We start from the raw sequence: 17957 nt of genomic DNA on the forward strand, positions 1-17957 counted from the left end.
AGGGCGGTGGCATTGCAAAGTGAAACGCCGATATAAGACTAGTCGTTTAGTCATCCAAATTACGACGAGGCACCGTACGAACGTATGCTAGTGAGTGTGCTCGCCATTGCCATAATCCTATTCTTGTTTGCCACAGTGTTCTTGTTCGCCGGAATCGCTGGCCTAACAGGCAAACTCCGCCGGAATCGCTTCTTTGGGGTCCGGTCCCCTGAGACCCTGCGTGACGATGAAGCGTTCCGTGTAGCTAATCGAGTAGCTGGCCCGACGACGACTGCAGCCGGTGCGATCCTGGCGCTTGGAGGCGTAGCTGCTCTTGCTGTCAACGGTTGGTTTGCGCTAATCCCGGCCGTCGTGTCATTGATTGCAGCGGTGTTCTTTGCCGGTTTTGGTGCATCTCTTGGGATTCGTGCAGCCGAAGCGTCACCTGCTGAAGCCGCCGGTCCGTGCAGCACGTGCAGTGGTTGCTCTATTGCTGAGGCATGTGCGCCCGAGGGCCAGTAGTTTCACACACATAGGGTGTCCGTGGACATGTCCGCTGAGATGCTCCGCTAGCGCTATTCCGCATCCGCCCTGTTCAAAGGCCTGATCGCGAACATGCCGGGCGGGTGTCCCATGCCTAGCCCACCTGCACTGGGACCCTTTCCAGGAACTTTCGTCACGTGACACATTGAGGTGTTGGCGGGAACACAGGTAAATGACTGTCCCCCAATCGATCTGACACATACTATTACTCAGGTGCAGAGGCTTTCACGGTACGGAATCGACGGATTTATCCTCGCCATCTTTGGCGCCGTCCTCGTGGCTAGCGTGTTCCCGGCCACGGGCGTAGGAGAAACAGCCATCACATGGGCAACCAGGATTGGCATTGCGCTTCTCTTCTTCCTCTACGGCACACGGATCGCACCTTCTCAGGCCATCAAGGGGCTCGCCCATTGGCGCCTCCACTTGGTAGTGCTCAGCGCAACATTTATCCTCTTCCCAGTGCTCGGGGTCATGCTCGGACTACTGCCCGATCGCGTGCTCGGACATGAACTGTATATTGGCCTACTCTTTCTGTGCCTCCTACCCTCGACCGTCCAGTCGTCCATTGCTTTCACCTCAATAGCGCGAGGAAACGTAGCAGGAGCCATTGTCAGCGCCTCGGCCTCCAACCTGATCGGTGTATTCCTAACTCCCCTGCTCGTGATCATGCTCATGAACACGACCGGGCATGCTCAAGTAGATCCGTCGGCGATTCTGAACATTGTCCTGCAGATTCTTCTACCCTTCATTGCAGGACAAATAGCCCGTCAATGGCTGATCGTGTTCTTGAGTGAGCATGCCCAGGGCACGCGATTTGTTGATCGAGCGTCGATCGTACTCGTGGTCTATGCGGCTTTCAGCGAGTCGATGCGCGAGGGGATCTGGGAGATTGTGGGCCCCCAAGAGGTCATATCACTCATATTTATTAGCAGTGTGCTTCTCGCAGTAGTGCTCATCGTCACCGCTCTCGTGGGACGACTATTGAACTTCTCCGTGGACGACAGGATCGTGATCGTCTTCTGCGGTTCGAAGAAGTCACTTGCCAGCGGACTTCCGATGGCGACCGTGCTCTTCAGCGGCGCATCCGTGGGCATGATCGTTCTACCGATCATGATCTTCCATCAGATCCAACTCGTCGTGTGCGCAATACTTGCCGCGCGCATAGGTCATGCTCGCGATACAGGCGGTAAAACCCAATGAACTGGCATTATCTAACTCGGTCAGGTAACCGATTGCTCAATCGCAGTGCCCGGGCATGACAGCGGACACCTGTCAGACGACGATGTTCACGAGCATGCCCGTTACGATTCCTGGGGATATTCGTCAAGGCGCGTCTAGCATGGGGAGATGGTGGCACCGAATCAGGTTCACAATATTCTGAGTCAATCCATACTTGCTGACGGATTCGACATCGTTCTAGATCTCGTGCGGTCGCACGGATCCTGGATCGTCGATGCCCGCGATCAGTCCGCCTATCTCGACATGTTTAGCTTCTTCGCATCGTCTGCACTAGGAATGAACCATCCAGCCCTCGTTGACGACGTCAGTTTTCGCGCCGAACTCCTTGAAGCCGCAATAAACAAACCATCCAACTCAGATATGTACTCCATGCCGTTTGCTGAGTTTGTTGCAACATTCCGGCGCATACTCGGAGACCCTGAGCTTCCGCACCTGTTCTTCATCGATGGGGGAGCTAACGCTGTTGAGAACGCGCTCAAGGTGGCTTTTGACTGGAAGAGTCGCCACAACGAATCTCTTGGAATCTCGCCTGCACTCGGTGGTCGAGTCCTCCATCTCACCGACGCCTTCCACGGCCGCAGCGGTTACACACTGTCTCTGACAAACACCGAGCCCATCAAGACAGCGCGGTTTCCGCAATTTAACTGGCCACGCATCCGGGCACCCTACCCGGGCACTGACCGCAGCGGGCATGCCCGCAACATGCCTGAACTGGAAAAACTCTCGTTGAAACAAGCCCGGTCAGCCTTTCTTGAGCGCCCGAACGACATCGCTTGCTTCATCGCTGAACCAATACAGGGGGAGGGGGGCGATCACCATCTCAGTAGTCAGTTCCTCCAAGCAATGCAGGAACTGTGTCGTGAGAACAATGCGCTTTTCGTCGTCGATGAAGTTCAAACGGGATGTGGTTTCACTGGCACCCGTTGGGCGTACGAACAACTCGGTATCGCCCCTGACGTAGTGGTCTTCGGCAAGAAAACACACATCTGCGGAATCATGGCGGGGAGGAGAGTCGATGAAGTAGAGGACAACGTCTTTCGGGTGAGTTCTCGCATTAACTCCACATTCGGTGGGAATCTCGCCGACATGGTTCGGGCACGGAAGATACTTGAGGTGATCCATCGCGACGGATTGATTGACGCTGCCCGAGAAAAAGGCCACCATTTGCTGCAGCTACTTCAACGCCTCGCAAACAAGCATCGTGTAGTGAGTGATCCGCGAGGGCGAGGCCTCATGTGTGCGGTGACTCTGCCGACCAGGGAGGTCCGTGACACCGTCATCCAGAAGATGAAGTCCGACCACCATGTCCTCATTCTCGGGTGCGGCGAACGCTCCCTCAGGTTTCGTCCGACGCTCACAGTCACCGAGGATGAACTGAATGCCGCAGTGGATGCACTAGACGCTGTACTCAGCAGCGACCCCATATAACACAGGTGACATGACCGGTCGCGAGTTCGGACATCCTCCCGGGCACCGGTCGAGCACCCTGATTACAACGCGCATTTACAAGTTAGTCGCGCATTCATGATCAGCCGGGATCACTACCTTTTACGCCTGTCAAACCTAATTTCGCTCAAGCTCAATGGGGTGCGTGGCGAGCATGGAAAGTTTACCTTCCTGCCGCCGCAGAATCCTTGCCCACAAATCTATTCGGGCATGTGCGAGCACGTCCGCGGTCAGGCTAGGGAACACCATCCAGTCACCCCGCGCTATTTCGGCATCCAATTGGCTAGCCGACCAACCCGCGTAACCCACAAAGATCCGAACACCCTGCAGTAGGGGAGCGAGAAACTCCGCGTCGGCGTCGAGGTCGATCATGACCGTTCGCCCCTCCACTTGACGTAGGCCTTTAACGCCGTCAGCGCTGAATCCGGGCCGGACCGTACCAAGGCACAGAGCCGCCTCACGATTCACAGGACCGCCTATATACAAGACATGAGGTTGTGCAGTTAGGGGTGCCCACAGAGGAAGAACATTGTGTACCGCAGTTTCGCTAGGACAATTAAGGACTACGCCGAGACTTCCTGAGTCATTGTGCTCCACCACGTAGATCACTGTGCGACGAAAAGTCGGTTCGAGCAGGTTGGTGGATGCCAACAGCAAGGATCCCGGGCGCACAGTACGTTGGAATCGTGCTCGTTGGTCCTCAGATTCATCCCAGGTCGCCACGCTCTCTATCATGGCACCGGTGGGGGAGTGGAGTCCCCACGATAGCGACCTAGCTGTCATATTTCCCGCACCAAATAACTAAGGCTGGATGTGAAACGTCGTACGCGAGAGTTCTCGCAGGCTGTTCGGCAATCGCCTGGGCTCATCCGGCTCACGGTTGTTCGGTGGACTAACCAGTTCGGCGACGGGTTTTTTCAAGCTGCCCTAGGCGGTGCGATCTTGTTCAACCCTGAGCGGCAATCCGATCCACTAGCGATCGCCGTGGGGTTCATGGTCCTGTTGCTACCGTACTCACTCGTCGGACCGTTTCTCGGAACCATGCTTGATCGCTGGGACCGGAAAACCGTACTGGTTTGTGCATCTGTCATCCGTGCCGTTCTTACCATCGGTGCTGCTGTCGTCCTTCTGAACAGCATCGAAGGACCCGCTCTCTTGCTGATCGCACTTGCAGCGGTGGGGGTAAGTCGGTTCATGCTCGCTGGGCTGTCCGCGTCACTTCCCAATATTGTCGCGCGGAACCACCTCGTTCCCACCAATTCGATCCTGGTGACGATCGGTGCCGGCATTACCGGGCTGGGCGCCGCACTGTCGATCGTTGTGGTGACCGCGCTAGGGGAGGGGGACTTCGGGTCCGGTATAGCTGCAACCATCGCTGTCGCTGCTCCTGTAGCAACTGGGCTCGCGGCGTGGGGGTTCGTGCCACACGCACTGGGACCACGTCAGGCTCTCGGGCGTATCACCAAACGCAGTTACCGTGCCGAGATCCGCGCCGTTGCTGGAGGCTTAGCCGCCGGCAGTCGGGCTGTATGGCATTCGCAGGGTGTCACAGCAGCACTTACAGGTCTCGCTGCCCATCGGATGGTGTTTGGCCTCAACACACTCATCATGGTGTTGGTGCTGCGCACCGCAGACGATTCAGTCCGCCTGCCTGGAGGTTTAGCTGGCTTCGGACTCGCGATCGCGGTGGCTGCGGCGGGCATGTTCACAGCGGCCGCCTTAATGCCCTTTGTGATTCCGCGAATTGGGCGCACCCCAACGGTGGTGTGCGGAGTTCTCATCGGATTAACCACCCAGTTGCTACTCGTTCGGATGCTCGATCATCACGCACTGATAATTGCGGCGTTTTTCCTCGGAGTTGCAGGTCAGACAATCAAACTGACGGGCGACGCCGCGATGCAGATGGAGATCCGGGACAGTGAACGCGGAAGGGTTTTCGCACTACAAGACATGGTCTTTAATGCCCTGTTCGTAGTGGCGATTGGCCTTGGGGCACTAGTGATCCCCATCGATGGGCGGTCGCTGCCTCTCGTTCTCGCGGGTGCGGCCGCATACGGAGTCGCTCTGCTGCTCATCTTCCTCAACAGTCGGCGAAAACTACCGCCTCATCGAGCGATTATGCGATGGCTACGACAGCGCATCGGCTATAGCGGTTGACCACTAGCTCGCCTTACTCACGTCAATTCTTGCTTTTCCACCATGTCAACAGGGCTTCTTCCGCTTCGTCGCGGGGGAGTGGGCCTCTGTCGAGTCGAAGCTCCTTCAGGAACTTCCACGCAGCGCCCACATCGGGCCCCGGCCGTATACCAAGAAGTTCCATGATGGCGTTGCCGTCAAGGTCGGGTCGCACTCGAGCTAGATCTTCCGCTTCTTGGATCTCAGAAATTCTCTGTTCCAAGTCGTCGTACGCGCGTTGCAAAGAGAGCGCACGCCGTCGATTGCGCGTGGTGCAGTCTGCACGGACAAGTTTATTGAGCTTGTCCAGGAGGGGACCAGCATCAGTCACATAGCGACGAACGGCCGAATCAGTCCATTGTCCCTTGCCGTATCCGTGGAAACGGAGATGTAGGTAAACGAGACGCGAGACGTCTTCAATCATGGCTTTGGAATACTTCAGGGTCCGCATTCGGCGACGTGTCATTTTTGCGCCTACAACCTCGTGATGGTGAAAACTCACCCCACCACCGGGTTCATTTCTCTTGGTAGGCGGCTTCCCGATGTCGTGTAGGAGCGCTGCCCAACGGAGGACGAGATCGGGACCATCGTCCTCCCGGTCAATCGCTTGCCGAAGCACAGTCAATGAGTGTGTGTAAACGTCTTTGTGTTGATGATGCTCGTCGATTTCAAGGCGCATCGCTGGCACTTCAGGGATGGTGTGGTCAGCAAGACCGCTGTTGACGAGCGCTTCGATGCCGGCGATGGGATCTTTGCCACCCATCATCTTGTCGAGTTCCAAGCGCACTCGTTCTGCCGTGATTCGCCCAATTTCGGCGGCCATGCTTTCCATCGCATTCCACACTCGGGGAGCGATGGTGAACTGGAGTTGTGACACGAACCTCGCGGCGCGCAACATGCGCAAAGGGTCGTCACTGAAGGACATTTCGGGAGTACCGGGTGTGTCTAGTTGCCGCATAGCGACGTCTTCAAGCCCGCCAAGCGGATCTATAAAAGATCCGATTCCTTCGGATGTAATCCGAACTGCCATGGCATTCATCCGGAAATCACGACGTACTAGGTCATCTCGCAGCGAGGTGCCGTAACAAACCTCAGGATTACGTGACTGCCCGTCGTACTTGTCAGACCGAAATGTTGTGATTTCGATCTGGACTCCGCCGCGTAGTGCACTGATCGTGCCGAAATCAATGCCTGTGTCCCACTGATGATCGACGCAGTCAGTCAGCAACTGTTGCACATCCTGGGGGAGCGCATTTGTGGTGAAGTCGAGGTCTGTCCCAAGCCTGCCTAAAATTGCGTCTCGTACTGACCCGCCCACCAGATACAACTCAAAACCGGCTTGCTCGAAACGCTGACCTAGCAGCACAAGGGTTTCTTCGTGCTCGCGTAACGCAATAGCAGCCGCGGCAAGTAGCGGCGTATGTTGACCCTCAGAAGACTGTGATACCACGCCGGTATACCCTACCCGTCGCCCGTGCTTTGCTCGCATTTCGGAACTGATTCACGTGATCTGAAGGTCACATACCGCTATGTTATGAGAGGCAATGCGCCACTTGCGGCTACCATGACTAAGTGTCCCCTGACGATCGTTTACCCCAGCGTCGCCGTCGCCCACGGCCTCGCAATGGGCAAGTGCGATCTGATGCTGCATCTCCGACGCATTCGACGAATAGTCGAAACGCCTCCGAAACTGGTCAAACATCCAATTCCCGTAAGGCGGGGGCGAAGCCTGAATCTGGACACCACCCCCGAAGACGCCGCATGCGGACAGTGAAAGAGACATCCGCCGGGGGCCTTGTCATCACCGGATGGGAAGGTGGCCGCGAAATGCTTCGCGCAGCGCTCATCGGGCGTCTTGATCGCCGAGGTCGACTCCTGTGGTCTCTACCCAAGGGGCACATCGAGAGCGGCGAAACGGCAGAAGAAACGGCAATGCGTGAAGTAGCCGAGGAGACTGGTATCCAGGGCCGGGTGCTCGCTTCGCTTGGCAGCATCGATTACTGGTTCGTCACCGAAGGTCGGCGCGTACACAAGACCGTCCACCATTACCTCATGCGCTTTCTCGGCGGCGAGCTTTCTGACGCCGATATGGAGGTAACAGAGGTAGCGTGGGTGCCGCTATCTGAACTCGATTCGCGGCTCGCGTATGCGGATGAACGTAAGCTCGCCCGAATGGCAGCAGAGCTTATTGCCGGGATGAAGGATCTTTTTGATTCCACCCCTGAGACCGCTTCGCCACACACCCCATCTGGGCCCTCGGATACGTACAACGATCGAGGCATGGCCGCGGGGGAGAGCCGCGATCCAGAAGCACGAGACACACCAACACGATGAGATCACCCGCCATGACGGCAGTGCCGCTTGTAGCGCTAATGATGCTGATGCTCGCAGTGGTTGGTTACCCCTCGCAACTACCTGCGTCAGCTCAAACGACGCCCCCCACGTCGTTGACGGACCACGAGCTGCAAGTCACCCTCGACGGAATCAACCCCACCATAGTGACCTCAGGATCAGCACAAACGCTGACCGTTTCGGGGACCGTAACCAACAACACGTCATCGCCGGTCAGCGCCGTCAATATTCGTATGCAACGTGCAGCCCCCGTCAAGAGCCAAAACGAACTGAGAACTACGGACACGCTCAGCGAGGCTAATTATCAGATTTTCACGCCCAACAGCCGAATTGCTGACACGTTAGACGCAGGCGAGACCACTGCATTTTCTGTGTCGTTTCCGTTCCGTGGAGGAACCGGAGACTCACTCCACTTCCGAGAATCCGGAGTTTTTCCAATCCTGGTGAACGCGACGGCTACTACGTCGACTGGCTTTAATGTCCAGGATCTTTCAGCGCGGTTTCTGCTGCCTGTACTCGACTTGCCTGCCCTGCCGGACAGCGAACCCACCGATGATGAAGGCGATGATGCTCCCGAAGCCACCGAGCGGCAACCAGTACCCCTAACGCTGGTGTGGCCCCTCGTGGATAAGCCGCGAGTTGCACCCGGTTCAACTGGGGACGCGCAAGTCCTTCGTCTCCTAGACGACGACCTTGCCGAATCGCTATCAGCCGGCGGCCGTCTCGATCAGGCCCTCACCGCGGTGGAACGCGCAATCGCACCCGAGATCCCCGGTTCGCAGCTACTCGCCTCAGCACTGTGCCTCGCGATTGACCCGGACCTAGTCTTGACGGTCCGCGGTATGCAGTCTGGATATCAAGTTGTTCTCGACCCCGACGACCCCACCGGACCGACAACTGTCGGCACTGGAAGCGTCATCGCTGGTGTTTGGCTTGATCGGCTACGAACTCTTGCAGAACAACTTTGCACCGTCGCTACACCCTCTGCGCAAGTCGACTTAGAGGCGCTAGCACGTATCCAGCAACCAGCGATCGCGCACCGGGCATTGGTTGCCTCCACCGAAGCGCTCAGCACAATCCTCGGAACAACTACTTTGGGAGGAATTGCCCTTCCAGATAGTGCGGTCATCAGCAACCAAAGCGCGAGCATGATCGCGGACACCCCGCTTAGAACCGCGCTGATTGCTAGCAACAACGCTGCTACAGACTCTTCGGAGCCATACCGTGAGCGATTCGCGAACATCTCCATAGACGATGCTCGGTCAGCTGATCGGACACTACCGGTGATGCTCTTTGACGCAACGGTAGGAGAACTTATCGCGGCAGCAGGGGAGCAGCCGATTCCGGTCAACTATGCCTCGGCGACACCAAACGGCGATGTCACAAAGGACAGGGTTGCACGGTCTCAAGACGCCGTAGGAGCACTATCGTGGGCAGCGCTGGCACCGCGCTCGGACAGCGACGAACCACTCTCTGATGCGCCGTCCTCAATCGTGATTAGTCCACCACCACACTGGGATGTCACCAGCGTCGAAGGGGTCCAGTTGTTTACGGCCGCAACTCAACTCCTCGAGTCAGGCAAGGCCCGCCCTGAGCCACTGGCGGCGCTCATCACTGAGGCGACACGGTCGGACCGGGACCGCCCCAGCGGCATCCTCCAATACCCTCAGTCCCACGAAGACGTGCGGGTGCCAGAGGCTCTCCTGGAACGGGCCGGGCGCGCTTCGTTGGAGGTCGAAGAGTTTCGGACAGCTCTAGCCGACGATCCGAGCATTGCCCTTACTCCAGACGCATTCCTGGCACCGCTTCGCAACGACATCATCCGCGCATTATCGATGTCGGGGAGAGTCAGTCCGATTGGGACGTCAAATGAGGCACAAGACGAACCTGACCGCATGGGGCGCAAACGTATCAAGTCGGTCGAAAACAGCGTGGCGTTCCTCCACGAACAGGTCACGGTGCTCAACCCCGGCGGCGTACACACACTGGCATCAGCACAAAGCCCGTTGCTGCTCGTCGCGCGCAACAATCTCCCCATTCCCGTCCGGGTGCGCCTCCAAGTCGACGCCCCTGTGGGAGTCTTCTTCGAAGATATTGGTGTGCAACAGCTGCCCCCACGCGGGTCACGGCAACTGTCAATACCCACCGAGGTCAGCTACAACCGTCAGTTTGCGGTAGACCTCCAGTTAACGACTCCCGATAACCACGTTCTAGGCGAGGCTATTCGCATTTCAGTGCGCTCCACGGCATATGGGCGCATAATGACGATCCTCACCGCGACAGCAGGATTCATATTGCTACTCCTCGCAGGACGCCGACTTTGGCACCGGTTCCGAGGACAACCAGACCCAGCGGACGAAGGTCACGAACCCACATGACGGACGGCACGGACACTCCCGACGACTCACCACCCCCGTCGAGTTCGGAACCAGCAAACGAACCGGTTGTGACTAAGCGAGCACCGTGGGAACGGTATCCGGCAGCACTCCACCGCACGGCCCGACCTCGGAAGCAGGCACCACGCCCGCCACGACTGCGCCCTAAGGTAGCCCCCCAATCCTCGACCGGGGCTATGACCGCGCCCATGACCGGGCATGCGGTCGGGCATGCAGTCGGGCAGCAGGCTCCACCTATCGTTCCAGTTCAAGGCGTAACCGGGAGCATGACCACGGGCCGGACCGGGGTACCTGCGGGTGCCACGGCGCCCGGAATAACAACTCCGGGCGCAACGGCAACAGCGTCAAAACATGATCAAGCTGATTCGGGCTTGATGAAAAACACCGGGTCGATGGCGCTCCCGACGATGATCAGCCGAATCTCGGGCTTCTTCCGAACAGTGCTGTTGGCTGCCGTTCTTGGAACGTACGTTGGCGACGCATTTACCATCGCCAATGTTCTTCCGAACCTTGTCGAGCAACTTGTACTGGGTGCCGTCCTCGCCGCAATCGTGGTGCCCGTCCTAGTGCGGGCTGAACGCGAAGATGCCGACGGGGGAGCGCGGTTTACCCGCCAACTCGTCACGATGGCAAGCACCATTCTGATCGGTGCCACCGTCATCGCGCTTGTGTCTGCTCCGTTGCTCGTAACAATCATGCTCAACCGCGGAGATTCGGTGGTTGATCGCGATCTCACGGTCGCGTTCGCGTACCTACTGTTGCCTCAGATCCTGTTCTACGGCTTGACCGCCGTGTTCGCGGCAATCCTCAACACGCGAGGAATTTTCGGCCCCGGCGCGTGGGCTCCAGTTGCAAACAATGTCATCGCGATCTCGACGCTCGGCCTTTATTTCTTCATCTGGCGTGATCCCTCAGACTTATCCAACGCGGAGATTCTGTTCCTCGGCATCGGCACCACGTTGGGTGTGGTGGCCCAGGTGCTTGTACTTCTCCCGAGCATCAGACGAGCAGGCGTATCACTCAAACCGCTGTGGGGACTCGACGCGCGTTTTCGGAAGTTCGGCAACATGGCGTTGGCCATCGTCGTCTATGTGGCTATCAGCCAAGTGGGCTTCATCGTTACCTACAACGTGGCATCCGGATCCAGCGAGGGTGCAGCGCTGATCTACAACATCGTGTGGTTACTGCTGCAGGTTCCTTACGGCGTACTGGGCGTCGCCGTGCTCACGGCGATCATGCCGCGGATGAGCCGAAACGCCGCTGACGGCAATAACAGGGCCGTTGTAGACGACCTCACGATGGCGACACGCATGACCATGGTCGCCCTAATCCCAGTCATCGTCCTCATGACAGCCGCGGGGCCAATGATCGCCCAGGTGTTATTCGCGTATGGAAACTTTTCTACTGACGACGCCTCTGTACTTGGCGGTGCGCTGTCACTAGCTGCGTTCTCCTTAGTCCCGTACGCGCTCGTGCTGCTTCATCTTCGAGTGTTCTACGCCAGCCACGACGCATGGACACCCACGTTCATCGTGGTTGGAATCACCGGCGTAAAAGTGGGACTCTCGTTGCTTGCACCACGGCTCGCCAACGACGAGACCCAGGTAGTTGCGTTCCTCCACTTCGCCAACGGCGCAGGATATGTCGCCGGAGCGATCGTTGGAGCGATGCTGTTGCGGTATCGCATCGGACCGCTGAGACTCCGTTACACATTCAGCTCAATGTTCATGGTGTTCACGGCCTCCGTAGTGGGGGCGATCGGATACCTGGCTTATCTGATAATCCGAGTCAACGTGGGACGCGCCGAAAGTTTCGGTCGGCTCAACGACTGGATTGACCTGTTCGCGGCCACTGTCATCATTCTCGGACTTACATACGCCATCCTCTACAAGCTGAAGGTTCCTGAGGTTCAGCTTGTGTTTGGTGCATTCTCACGGCTCACCAATCGGCTGCGTCGCAAACCAGTGACAACGCTCACACCACCGGCAAGTTCACAAGAATCGCCGGACGCTCCGAATCAGCACCCGAGCAAAGGCACATACCTGCCGTACGCTGGCCCGGAACACACTTTGTCTCGCGAGGTCCGCGATGACACCGGCGACGTGTCACCTGGTGTGGCTGAAGGAAAGAGAATGAAAGACTCATCGGATGTAGTGACCGATTCGAACAAGGGCCACGGTTCAGAAACGCCGGCCCACGACTCGGCTGCCCCTATCGACGCCACAAACAGCGATGCCACCAGCACTGAGGGTGAGCAACGTCCACCTCTCACCGGTGAGAGGAAGCCGCGTCTCACTCCGGGCACAATCGTCGCCGGTGGGCGGTATCGCCTTGTCGAGGAACACGGCCAAGCGCGCGGACTTCACTTCTGGCAAGCGCAGGACCTTAAGCTCGAGCGCGATGTTGCGCTGACCTTCGTGATGGCCGGTAGTGCGGAATTACAGCAGGACAGCGAGTTGGAGAGCCATGAGGTATTGCTCTCTCGTACTCTTCGTCTTGCCCGGATTGATTCCCCTGGTGTGGCTCGTGTTCTCGACGTGGTCAAGGGCCGTGCGGGCGGGATCGTCATTTCAGAATGGACGCCAGGCCAGCCGCTGCGCGAGATTGCAGAAACCAAACCGTCTGCGGTGGGTGCTGCTCGTGCAGTTCGCGCACTTGCCGCTGCCGCGGAGGCAGCGCATCGCGCTGGCACCGCACTGTCGATTGATCACCCTGACCGTATCCGTATCAACACTTCAGGTGATGCCGTCCTAGCGTTCCCGGGAACGGCAGCCAACGCTGATCAAGCGCATGATGTGCATGGCCTAGGCGCGGCGCTGTACGCACTCGTGACAGGTTTGTGGCCGCTAGCTGAGCCTGGGCATGCACTTGTCGATACGGGGCGCTCACAGAGCTCGGTGCGTTATGCGCGCCCGGGCGAAGTCGTTGGTGGGCTCACCGCCCCTAACCTTGATGATGAAGGGCGTCCGGTTGATCCGCGGACAATTCGAGCAGGCTTGCCATACGAGATTTCCGCTGTAGCACTGAGGGCCTTGCACCCTTCCAGCGGAATTCGAACGGCCGCAACAGTCCATCAGATCCTCGATCAGGCAACTATGGCGGATCAGTCGACGGACATGATTCCTGTCATTCGGGCCTCTCAGGCAAACGTCCGTCCGCGTGCGGTTCGGATCAAGCCACAATCGGTTCTCATGACGCCAGAGGAACGTCGAAAGCGAGCGCGCAGGGTTGTCGCAGTTCTTTCGCTGCTTGCGATCGCGACGGTGATCATTCTGACAATCGCCGCTTCGAAGATCACTCAACTTCTGATGACGGGCTCCAACACCCCTCCTGCTCGGCAGCCGCTTGGTTTCACCGCAGAATCGCAGATGCCGGGCCCGGCCCTCGACCAAGCTGACGGGGGTCGATCGGTGTCGTTCACGCTGACTCCGTCCGACGTGACCGTGTACTCGCCTGAACAACAACCAGATAATCCAGGTGACGCGGGCCGTGCCATCGATGGAAACCCCGACACCGCTTGGGCCACTTCCGAGTACATGCAGCAGTTGCCTGCATTTAAGAATGGTGTCGGCCTAATCCTGACATTCAATGGGGCATATAACTTTTCAGAGATCGATATCGAAACATCACGACCTGGTTCACGGGTGGAAGTTCGCCTCGCGGACGACACGAGCCCAGAACTTGACGACACCGTCGTGATCGGAAATGCCGAACTCGAAGACGGAGTGACAACCATTCCTCTCAATGCTGGTGAGGAGTCGGAACACCTGTTGATCTGGATTGATCGGCTTAGTGAGGCTGACGGTCGAATACAGGGAAGCATTTCGTCCATCAAGGTCACCGCTCAGCAATAAGCCTGGGAAGAGGGGGTGTTTGTTGTGAAATTCGCAACAAACACCCCCCTTTAGGATTGGTAAAGACTTTTTCAATTCGTAATCCATGTCACGTCGGGTTATTCTTTACACGTGCGACAGACCAGGGGGGTCGCCACAGCCGAATTGACGGACTCGGAACTCATTGCCGCTCACGTGTCGGGGGACACTCAGGCTTTTTCCGAACTTGTTCGTCGTCATCAACGGTATTTGTGGCGAGTAGCGAAAAGAACATGTTATAGCGCTGAAGACGCTGCCGACGCGTTGCAGGAAGCACTGCTTTCCGCGCATCGTATGGCAGAGAGCTTCCGTGCTGATGCAGCAGTCAGAAGCTGGCTTCACCGCATTGTGGTGAATGCCTGCCTCGACCGCATGCGGCGAAATCGCGTGAGGGCGACTGTTCCACTTGAGCCGGCAGTGGCGGACCACGTTGCCGTATTCGAGGATGCCATCGAGATGAATGACGTGGCTTTCGATGTGGAAGAGGCCCTGCGGTTGCTACCTGAAGATCAGCGCCAAGCCATCGTCGCGGTCGATATCGAAGGCTATTCGGTAACTGACGCAGCTGAGCTTCTTGGGGTTCCAACGGGAACAATAAAGTCGCGCTGTTCGCGAGGAAGATTGAAGTTGGCAAAAAATCTTCAACATCTGCAGCGACGAGGGAACCAAGCTGACACCCAGCGCGTCAAAACCTAATGTGCCAAGCAAACCGGAGCAGTACAACGACAGCCTAAGAATAGGGGGTGCTGTGCCTGTGTCGTGGCGGCGACACCATTCGCGGAGCGACGGCGGTCCTCCTGAGCCGCCGTATAGCCCAGAACTTGTCGCCGATTTGCATGCTGGTCTTCTCAGCCCATCAACAGAGCAGAGTGTGCGTAGTCGGCTACACGAGGACACAGAGGCGCAGGACCTTCTGCGGGCCCTCGATGTTGTTCACCGTGAACTTGATGCGTTGGCCCACGACGATGAAGGCGAAGATCTTCCTCCTGAGCTTGCTGCGTCCATCGACTCCATGTTTGCACCCAACCGGCCTGACAACACTGTGGTGTCCATTGGCGCACGAAGGATTCAGAGCTCGCGGCGTGCAATTATCCTTGCGGCGGCTTCCGTTGCGGCTGTATTCGCCGCTGTGGCGACTTTGTTGACAGTTGAAGGCATTTACGCAGAACCTCGTGACTCGGTGCGTACTGAGGCTCTGATTGATCGCAAGCCAGAAATCGCGGCGGAGCGTCCGTTAGGTTTCCGCGGCGGTAGTTCAGCGTTGATTGCTGAACCGCAATTGAGTCGTTGCCTCAGCGCTCATGGATTTTCTTCAGATGCACAGTTGCTTGGGGTAGTTCCGATCGAGGAACAAGTTAATCTTCCACCGAATTTTTCTTCTGACGAAAAACTCGCTCGAATCGTGGTCGCTGACCACCATTTGGGGGGCATAACGTCGCTGGTAGTGGGCATAAATTGTGATTTAGATCGCCCCTCTTTAGTCTCTAGAACTACCGTAGGCAACAGGTAGGCAACCCCTTCTCGACCCGCACCTACGGGCAAACTATGCCGGATGAACAGGCATTTTGCTGTAATCTGTTACCTGTGACACGTTCCGTTTCCCAAGAGGGACCCGCACCACGCGACTTCGTCGATGACGACGCCACCGACGGCCGTAGCGTTGACGACGCTAGGGTCGACGATTCAGCGCCAGCCGAGGTGGCAGACAAACCACGCCGCAAACGTGGGCGGCCGGCGATTGTCACTGCGGAGATGATTCGCGAGACCGCGCTGGAAATGGGCGTAGCAACAATCACAATGACTTCGGTCGCCGCTCGACTCGGTGTTAACCACGCGACCCTGTATCGCTATGTATCAAGCCGTGATGACCTGGTCAAACACGCGCTCGACTTGGCATTGGAACGCTCCGAGTATCCGGCGGCTGGCAACGACTGGCGAGAATTTCTCTATGACACGGCTATAGCGACGCAAAGGATGTGCGAGAACCACCCCGGTGTTGCTACTGAGCTGGCAGGGGGGACATTCTCGCCCAACATGCTGCAGCGTGGCACCGAAGTGATGGTCAGCCTCGTCCACTTAGGGTTCAGCCCAACAAATGCGGTGCTTGCGCTCGACCTCGTCATTGACCTTGTCATCGACCACTGCCGTCGCACAGAGCAGATGGATGGTCGGGTGCCATCACCATCGATGCCTTCACGTGAAGCATTCGCCACCACCTGGCCACAAAGTGATCCCGATGCTGCGCCGGAGTTCCAAGACACCGTTCAAGCCGGCCGGGAAGCGATCGACACAGATCCGAGCCAGTGGCTAGACCGTAAACTCACGATTGCGCTTGCTGGAATCGCACAGGAAATCGCACCCCGCTGACGACCTAAATAGCGCTCACGGGAACAACGAGCATTACCCTTGTGTTACCACACTACGAGTGCTTCACACCGGGTGAACCACTGTGACTGCAACAAGGGGAAGACCTGTATGACTACCGCCGACCGCAGTAATCGTGACGCCACCAGCGAGATTCATGACGTCATAATTGTTGGCTCTGGACCTGCCGGGTACACAGCCGCTATCTACACTGCGCGCGCGCAACTGAATCCTCTCCAGTTTGAAGGTTCGCAATTCGGTGGGGCGCTCATGACCACAACCGAGGTTGAGAACTTCCCAGGATTCCGCGAGGGAATCATGGGTCCAGAACTTATGGACGAAATGCGCGAACAAGCGAAACGCTTCGGCACCGATATTCGTAGCGAAGACGTCACCAGCGTCGACCTCGAAGGCGAAATCAAAACGGTCACGGTCGGTGACGTCGAATACAAGTCTCGCGCTGTCATCCTCGCGATGGGCGCCGCGGCTCGCTACCTAGGCGTGCCAGGGGAGGAGCGACTCCTTGGCCGCGGCGTGAGCTCATGCGCCACCTGCGATGGTTTCTTCTTCCGAGACCAAGACATCGCCATCATCGGTGGCGGAGATTCAGCGATGGAAGAGGCAACCTTCCTCACCCGATTCGCTCGCAGTGTCACCATCGTTCACCGTCGAGACGAGTTCCGTGCTTCCCGAATCATGCTTGAGCGGGCAAAGAGCAACGAGAAGATCCGCTTCATCACAAATGCACGCGTTGATGAAGTACTTGGCGAGAACAGTGTCGCCGGTCTCCGAATCACAGACGCCGTCACGGGCGAAACACAAGATCTCCCTGTGACCGGAATGTTTGTCGCAATCGGTCACGACCCCCGCAGTGAACTCGTTCGGGGTCAGGTCGACGTTAACGAGGCCGGCTATGTAAAGGTCGATTCACCATCGACTTACACTTCTCTACCAGGTGTTTTCGCTGCTGGCGATCTCGTCGACCACACGTACCGTCAAGCCATCACTGCTGCCGGCACCGGATGTGCCGCGGCTATCGACGCTGAACGCTGGCTCGCCGACCAGGTGTCTGACAGCTCTAACTCGGACAGCGCCCACTCCAACGACGCTGTTACTTCGCTAGTTTCATAAGCGCGCCAAAAGAAAGAGGATTGAGCCCAATGTCGACTATCACTGTCACCGACGATTCATTCGCCGACGATGTGTTGAAGAGCTCCAAACCAGTACTCGTAGATTTCTGGGCAACGTGGTGTGGACCATGCCGCATGGTCGCACCCGTGCTCGAAGAGATCGCCGCTGAGAAGCCCGAACAGCTCACCATCGCCAAGCTAGACATCGATGCCAATCAAGCTGTCGCACGCGATTTCCAGATCCTATCGATCCCCACAATGATCCTGTTTAAGGACGGAAAGCCTGTAACGACGATTGTGGGAGCCAAGTCAAAAGCCGCTCTGCTCAAGGAAATCGAAAACCACCTCTAGGAACTAAAATCAGCAGCAAACAAGTAAGATAACCCGCGAGAGACTCAACTTGATTCTCAACGGTTTGCTGCTGACCGCGCTACGGACTGGCGTCGGAGTGAGAGTCTTCC

14 protein-coding genes are annotated in these 17957 nt (G+C 57.5%); 12 read left to right on the forward strand and 2 right to left on the reverse strand.

Going from position 1 to position 17957, the window contains the following annotated elements:
* Window positions 1-84: 84 nt before the first annotated feature.
* The 3 genes from IEW73_RS07580 (at window position 85) to lat (ending at window position 3189) form a co-directional block, all read left to right on the forward strand.
* Window positions 85-501, forward strand: coding sequence for an SdpI family protein (locus IEW73_RS07580; protein WP_188672299.1), 417 nt, complete (start codon window positions 85-87; stop codon window positions 499-501).
* A 234-nt stretch (window positions 502-735) separates the two neighbouring features.
* Window positions 736-1722 carry a bile acid:sodium symporter family protein gene (locus IEW73_RS07585; RefSeq protein WP_188672303.1) on the forward strand — a complete coding sequence of 329 codons (987 nt, stop codon included), beginning with the start codon at window positions 736-738 and terminating at the stop codon, window positions 1720-1722.
* Between the two features lie 147 nt (window positions 1723-1869).
* On the forward strand, window positions 1870-3189 hold the full coding sequence (lat, locus tag IEW73_RS07590; protein ID WP_188672306.1) for an L-lysine 6-transaminase: 1320 nt from the start codon (window positions 1870-1872) through the stop codon (window positions 3187-3189).
* 135 nt (window positions 3190-3324) lie between these two features.
* Here lat and IEW73_RS07595 read toward each other — a convergent pair whose 3' ends face one another.
* The gene (locus IEW73_RS07595; RefSeq protein WP_241012560.1) at window positions 3325-3942 is read right to left on the reverse strand and encodes a YqgE/AlgH family protein; all 618 of its coding nucleotides are present in this window, start codon (window positions 3940-3942) and stop codon (window positions 3325-3327) included.
* Between the two features lie 78 nt (window positions 3943-4020).
* Here IEW73_RS07595 and IEW73_RS07600 point away from each other — a divergent pair, with 78 nt between their 5' ends.
* Window positions 4021-5364, forward strand: a complete 1344-nt coding sequence (locus tag IEW73_RS07600) for an MFS transporter (protein WP_229675820.1) — start codon at window positions 4021-4023, stop codon at window positions 5362-5364.
* A 22-nt stretch (window positions 5365-5386) separates the two neighbouring features.
* On the opposite strand, the gene IEW73_RS07605 is transcribed toward IEW73_RS07600, so the two are convergent.
* Entirely contained in the window at window positions 5387-6832 is a 1446-nt protein-coding gene (locus IEW73_RS07605; protein ID WP_372433621.1) for a CCA tRNA nucleotidyltransferase, read from the reverse strand.
* Window positions 6833-7014: 182 nt separating this feature from the next.
* Here IEW73_RS07605 and IEW73_RS07610 point away from each other — a divergent pair, with 182 nt between their 5' ends.
* The 8 genes from IEW73_RS07610 (at window position 7015) to trxA (ending at window position 17847) form a co-directional block, all read left to right on the forward strand.
* The gene (locus IEW73_RS07610) at window positions 7015-7716 is read left to right on the forward strand and encodes an NUDIX hydrolase (RefSeq protein WP_229675870.1); all 702 of its coding nucleotides are present in this window, start codon (window positions 7015-7017) and stop codon (window positions 7714-7716) included.
* A complete protein-coding gene (locus IEW73_RS07615) occupies window positions 7713-10112 on the forward strand; it encodes a glycoprotein (protein ID WP_188672320.1) in 2400 nt (799 codons plus the stop codon). Before IEW73_RS07610 ends, IEW73_RS07615 begins: the two co-directional genes overlap by 4 nt.
* On the forward strand, window positions 10109-13984 hold the full coding sequence (gene murJ, locus IEW73_RS07620; protein WP_188672323.1) for a murein biosynthesis integral membrane protein MurJ: 3876 nt from the start codon (window positions 10109-10111) through the stop codon (window positions 13982-13984). The genes IEW73_RS07615 and murJ overlap by 4 nt, the downstream gene beginning before the upstream one ends.
* 111 nt (window positions 13985-14095) lie before the next feature.
* Window positions 14096-14698 (forward strand): RNA polymerase sigma factor SigM, encoded by a 603-nt coding sequence (gene sigM / locus IEW73_RS07625; protein WP_188672327.1) that lies wholly within the window; start codon window positions 14096-14098, stop codon window positions 14696-14698.
* A gap of 52 nt (window positions 14699-14750) precedes the next feature.
* On the forward strand, window positions 14751-15512 hold the full coding sequence (locus IEW73_RS07630; RefSeq protein WP_188672330.1) for an RsmA family anti-sigma factor: 762 nt from the start codon (window positions 14751-14753) through the stop codon (window positions 15510-15512).
* Between the two features lie 74 nt (window positions 15513-15586).
* Window positions 15587-16369, forward strand: a complete 783-nt coding sequence (locus IEW73_RS07635) for a TetR/AcrR family transcriptional regulator (RefSeq protein ID WP_188672333.1) — start codon at window positions 15587-15589, stop codon at window positions 16367-16369.
* A gap of 108 nt (window positions 16370-16477) precedes the next feature.
* The gene (gene trxB, locus IEW73_RS07640; RefSeq protein ID WP_188672336.1) at window positions 16478-17497 is read left to right on the forward strand and encodes a thioredoxin-disulfide reductase; all 1020 of its coding nucleotides are present in this window, start codon (window positions 16478-16480) and stop codon (window positions 17495-17497) included.
* A gap of 29 nt (window positions 17498-17526) precedes the next feature.
* Window positions 17527-17847 (forward strand): thioredoxin, encoded by a 321-nt coding sequence (gene trxA / locus IEW73_RS07645; protein ID WP_188672340.1) that lies wholly within the window; start codon window positions 17527-17529, stop codon window positions 17845-17847.
* The last annotated feature ends 110 nt before the right edge of the window (window positions 17848-17957 follow it).

The organism is Hoyosella rhizosphaerae (assembly GCF_014643175.1).
GTDB lineage: Bacteria > Actinomycetota > Actinomycetes > Mycobacteriales > Mycobacteriaceae > Lolliginicoccus > Lolliginicoccus rhizosphaerae.